The sequence below is a fragment of the Geodermatophilus sp. SYSU D00698 genome, assembly GCF_054050335.1.
In genome coordinates, this window is the sequence record NZ_JBJGZD010000047.1 from 1 (window position 1) to 3,421 (window position 3,421).

The 3,421-nt window shown below is 74.7% G+C and carries 2 protein-coding genes; one reads left to right on the forward strand and one right to left on the reverse strand.

The features are described 5' to 3' along the window. Positions 1-100: 100 nt before the first annotated feature. Positions 101-946 carry a protein kinase domain-containing protein gene (locus ACI8AB_RS22645; RefSeq protein WP_387985253.1) on the reverse strand — a complete coding sequence of 282 codons (846 nt, stop codon included), beginning with the start codon at positions 944-946 and terminating at the stop codon, positions 101-103. 254 nt (positions 947-1,200) lie between these two features. Between ACI8AB_RS22645 and ACI8AB_RS22650 the strand changes: the two genes are divergently transcribed. Then, positions 1,201-3,303 carry a cation:proton antiporter gene (locus ACI8AB_RS22650; RefSeq protein ID WP_456951979.1) on the forward strand — a complete coding sequence of 701 codons (2,103 nt, stop codon included), beginning with the start codon at positions 1,201-1,203 and terminating at the stop codon, positions 3,301-3,303. The last annotated feature ends 118 nt before the right edge of the window (positions 3,304-3,421 follow it).

The following is a 3,421-nucleotide window of genomic DNA, read 5'->3' on the forward strand; positions in this document are numbered from 1 at the left end:
GTAATCCCGAGACGCGTCCAGTCTGCGGGCCCCCGCACACGCCGGGGGCCCCGCCCCCGCGCCCGGGGGGCCCCGGGGCCCTCGTCGTGTCGGACGCCGGTCAGGCGCGGGCGGCGCCCAGCGCCTCGGCGGCCATCCGGTCCAGCCGCTCGGCCACCTGCAGCGCGGTCACCGGGCGCTGCCCCACCGGGGCCAGGCACTCGGAGACGAGCGCGGCCTCCTCGTCGGTCAGGCCGGGAGCGATCGCCGGCTCGGCGCTCATCACCCGGCGGATGGCGAGCAGCGGCTCGCCGTCGGGCAGCTCGCCGTACAGGCCGGTGCCGGTGAGCGCCCGGTTGAGGGTGGCGCCCAGGGCGAACACCTCGGTGGCCCGCGAGGGCCGGTCACCGCGCAGCAGCGCCGGGTCCAGGAACTCGACCGAGGCGGCGCTGGCCATGCCGGTCAGCGTGACGCCCGGCGCGAGGTAGCGGGCCAGGCCCAGGTCGGAGAGCTTGCCACCCTCCTCGGTGAGCAGGACGTTGGCCGGCTTGACGTCACCGTGGGTCAGGCCCGCCTCGTGCAGCGCGTGCGCGGCGTGCGCGGCGTGCGCCACCGCGCGCAGCACCTCGCCGCGGCTCAGCGGCCGCGCCGGGGCAGCCAGGGAACCGAGGGGGCAGTACTCCATCGCGTACAGGAAGCTGTCCTGCAGCACGGCGTCGTAGACCTTGACCAGGTACGGCGAGGCCACCTGGGCGAAGGCGCGCAGCTCCCGCACGCCCCGCTCGTAGGCCTGCTCGCTGTGGGTGCCGGTGAAGACCTTCACCGCGACGTACTCGTCGGGCAGGCCGAGCCGCGCCGGGGGGCGGGCGAGGTAGAAGCGGCCGTTGTTGCCCTCACCGAGCACGCGGACCACCTGGTAGTCCGCGATGTTGGCAGGCGCCGCGCCCACCAGGCCGACGGCATCCATGCATGTCCTCCTGAAACGCTGTATCCCCGGCCGCGCCGGACGCCGCGGTGCGCGGCAGCGGCACAGTGTGCCGGGGGACCCGCCGTCCGGGAACCGGTTCGCGCCCGCCGAGATGCCGCGCGCGCGGGACCCCTGCGACCGGACCGCCGCGGCTAGCATCCGCGCCCGGCGTGGCCCCGGGTGCCCGGTCCCCGCCGTCCCAACCGACTCCCGCGCGGTCCCACGCGGCGCGGACAGCCATGCCCGGAGAACACGTGGAAGCGCGCCCCGTCGCAGAGATCATCGCCTACGTCTTCGTCGACCTCGCGGTGATCATGGTCATCGCCCGGCTGATGGGACGGCTGGCCGTCAAGGTCGGTCAGCCGGCCGTCGTCGGCGAGATCGTCGCCGGCATCCTCCTGGGCCCGACGCTGCTCGGCGCCCTGCCGGGCGACCTCGACCTGCTGCTGTTCCCGACCGACATCCGGCCGTTCCTCAACGTGCTGGCACAGCTCGGCCTGGTGCTGTTCATGTTCCTGGTCGGCCTCGAGGTGGACCTGTCGTTCATGCGCGGCAGGGAGAAGGTGGCCGTCTCGGTGTCGCTGGCGTCGATCCTGCTGCCGTTCGCGCTCGGCGTGCTGCTGGCGACCTACCTGCACACCCAGCACGACGTCTTCACCGCGACCGACGGGTCGACCTCGGTGATCCCCTTCCTCGGGTTCGCCCTGTTCATGGGCGTGGCCATGTCCATCACCGCGTTCCCCGTGCTCGCGCGGATCCTCGCCGAGCGGCAGATGCACCGCGTCCCCACGGGCGTGCTCGCGCTGGCCTGCGCCGCCGTCGACGACGTCCTGGCCTGGTGCCTGCTGGCCGTCGTCGTGGCGATCGTGGCCGCCTCGTCGTTCACCGGCGTGGTGCTGATCCTCGGCCTGTCGGTGGCCTTCGCCCTGGTGATGTTCCTGGTGGTCAAGCCGGTGCTGCGGGTCCTCGTCACCCGCTACGAGCGGCTCGGGCAGCTCACCCCGGAGATGCTCGCCGGCGTCCTCATCGGCATCCTCACCAGCGCCTGGGTGGCCGAGGAGATCGGCATCCACTTCATCTTCGGCGCCTTCCTCTTCGGCGTCGTCATGCCCCGCAAGGGCGCCGCCCGGCTCAACCACGAGATCATCGACCGGCTCGAGCAGGTCAGCGTGCTCCTGCTGCTGCCGGTGTTCTTCGTCATCACCGGCCTCAACGTCGACGTCGGCGCCATCGACCTGGCCGGCCTCGGCGAGCTCGGCCTGATCCTGCTGGTCGCCATCTCCGGCAAGTTCGTCGGCGCGTACGCCGCCGCGCGGGCCATGCGGGTCCCGCGGCGCCAGTCCACCGCCCTGGCCACGCTGATGAACACCCGCGGCCTCACCGAGCTGGTCATCCTCAACATCGGCGTCCAGCAGGGCGTGCTCGACGGCGAGATGTTCACGCTCATGGTGATCATGGCCCTGGTGACGACGGGCATGGCCACGCCGCTGCTCAACCTCGTCTACCCCAGGCGGATCCTCGACCGGGACATCGCCGCGGCCGAGCGGGCGGAGATGGGGCTCACCGAGGCCTACACCGTCGTGGTCGTCGTGGACGAGCCCGACCGGGACGCCGCGCTGGTCGAGCTGGCCTGCGACCTGGTCGGCCGCGAGTCGCCCGCGCAGGTCGTGCTGACCCGCGTGGTCCGCCGCTCCCGGCCCAGGCCCGAGGTGTCCAGCGGCCTGGGCGCCGACCTCGAGCTGATGGCCACCGTGGCCGACGAGCTGCGGTCCCTGGCCCGGCTGGTCGAGGCCCGGGGGCTGAAGGCGTCGGTCGCCTCGCGGTTCAGCGAGGACCCGTGGGCGGAGGTGGCCGACCTGGCCGGCAGCACCGCGGCCGACGTCGTCCTGGTCCGCAGCGGCTGGGGCATCGTCGAAGGCGCGCTCACCGCCGGCACTCCCTGGCCGCCGTCGCTGCGCGGCTCGGTCGTCACCGTCTCGGGCGAGCTCGGCGAGGCGGGCCTGCAGCCGGGCGGGCCGGTCGCGGTGCTGCAGGACGGCGACGCCTCCGGCCGGGCCGCCCTCCGGCTGGCCGCGCACGCCGCCGTGGGCCGCCGGGTGCCGCTGCAGCTGCGGCCCGCGGAGGGCCGGCGGGGCGTCCGGCGCAACGTGGCCGACTCACTGCGCAGGGCCGGCGTCCAGGTCGCCGCGGAGACCGAGACGCTGCCCGCCCTGCTGCTGGCCCCGGCCGGTGCCGGGCCCGTCCCGGCCGCCGACGACCTGACGCCGATCCTGCTGGTGCACGCCGGCACGGCCGACAGCGACCGGGACATGGACGAGACCCTGGCCGGCATCGCCGCCCGCCCCGGGGCCTCCTGAGCCCCGCTTCCCCGCAGGCCCGGAGCCCGCGTCCCGTTCGAGGGGACGCGGGCTCCGTCGCGTCCGGCTCCTGCTCCCCGACCGCCGCTCGTGCTCTGCCCCCGACCGGGGGCAGAGC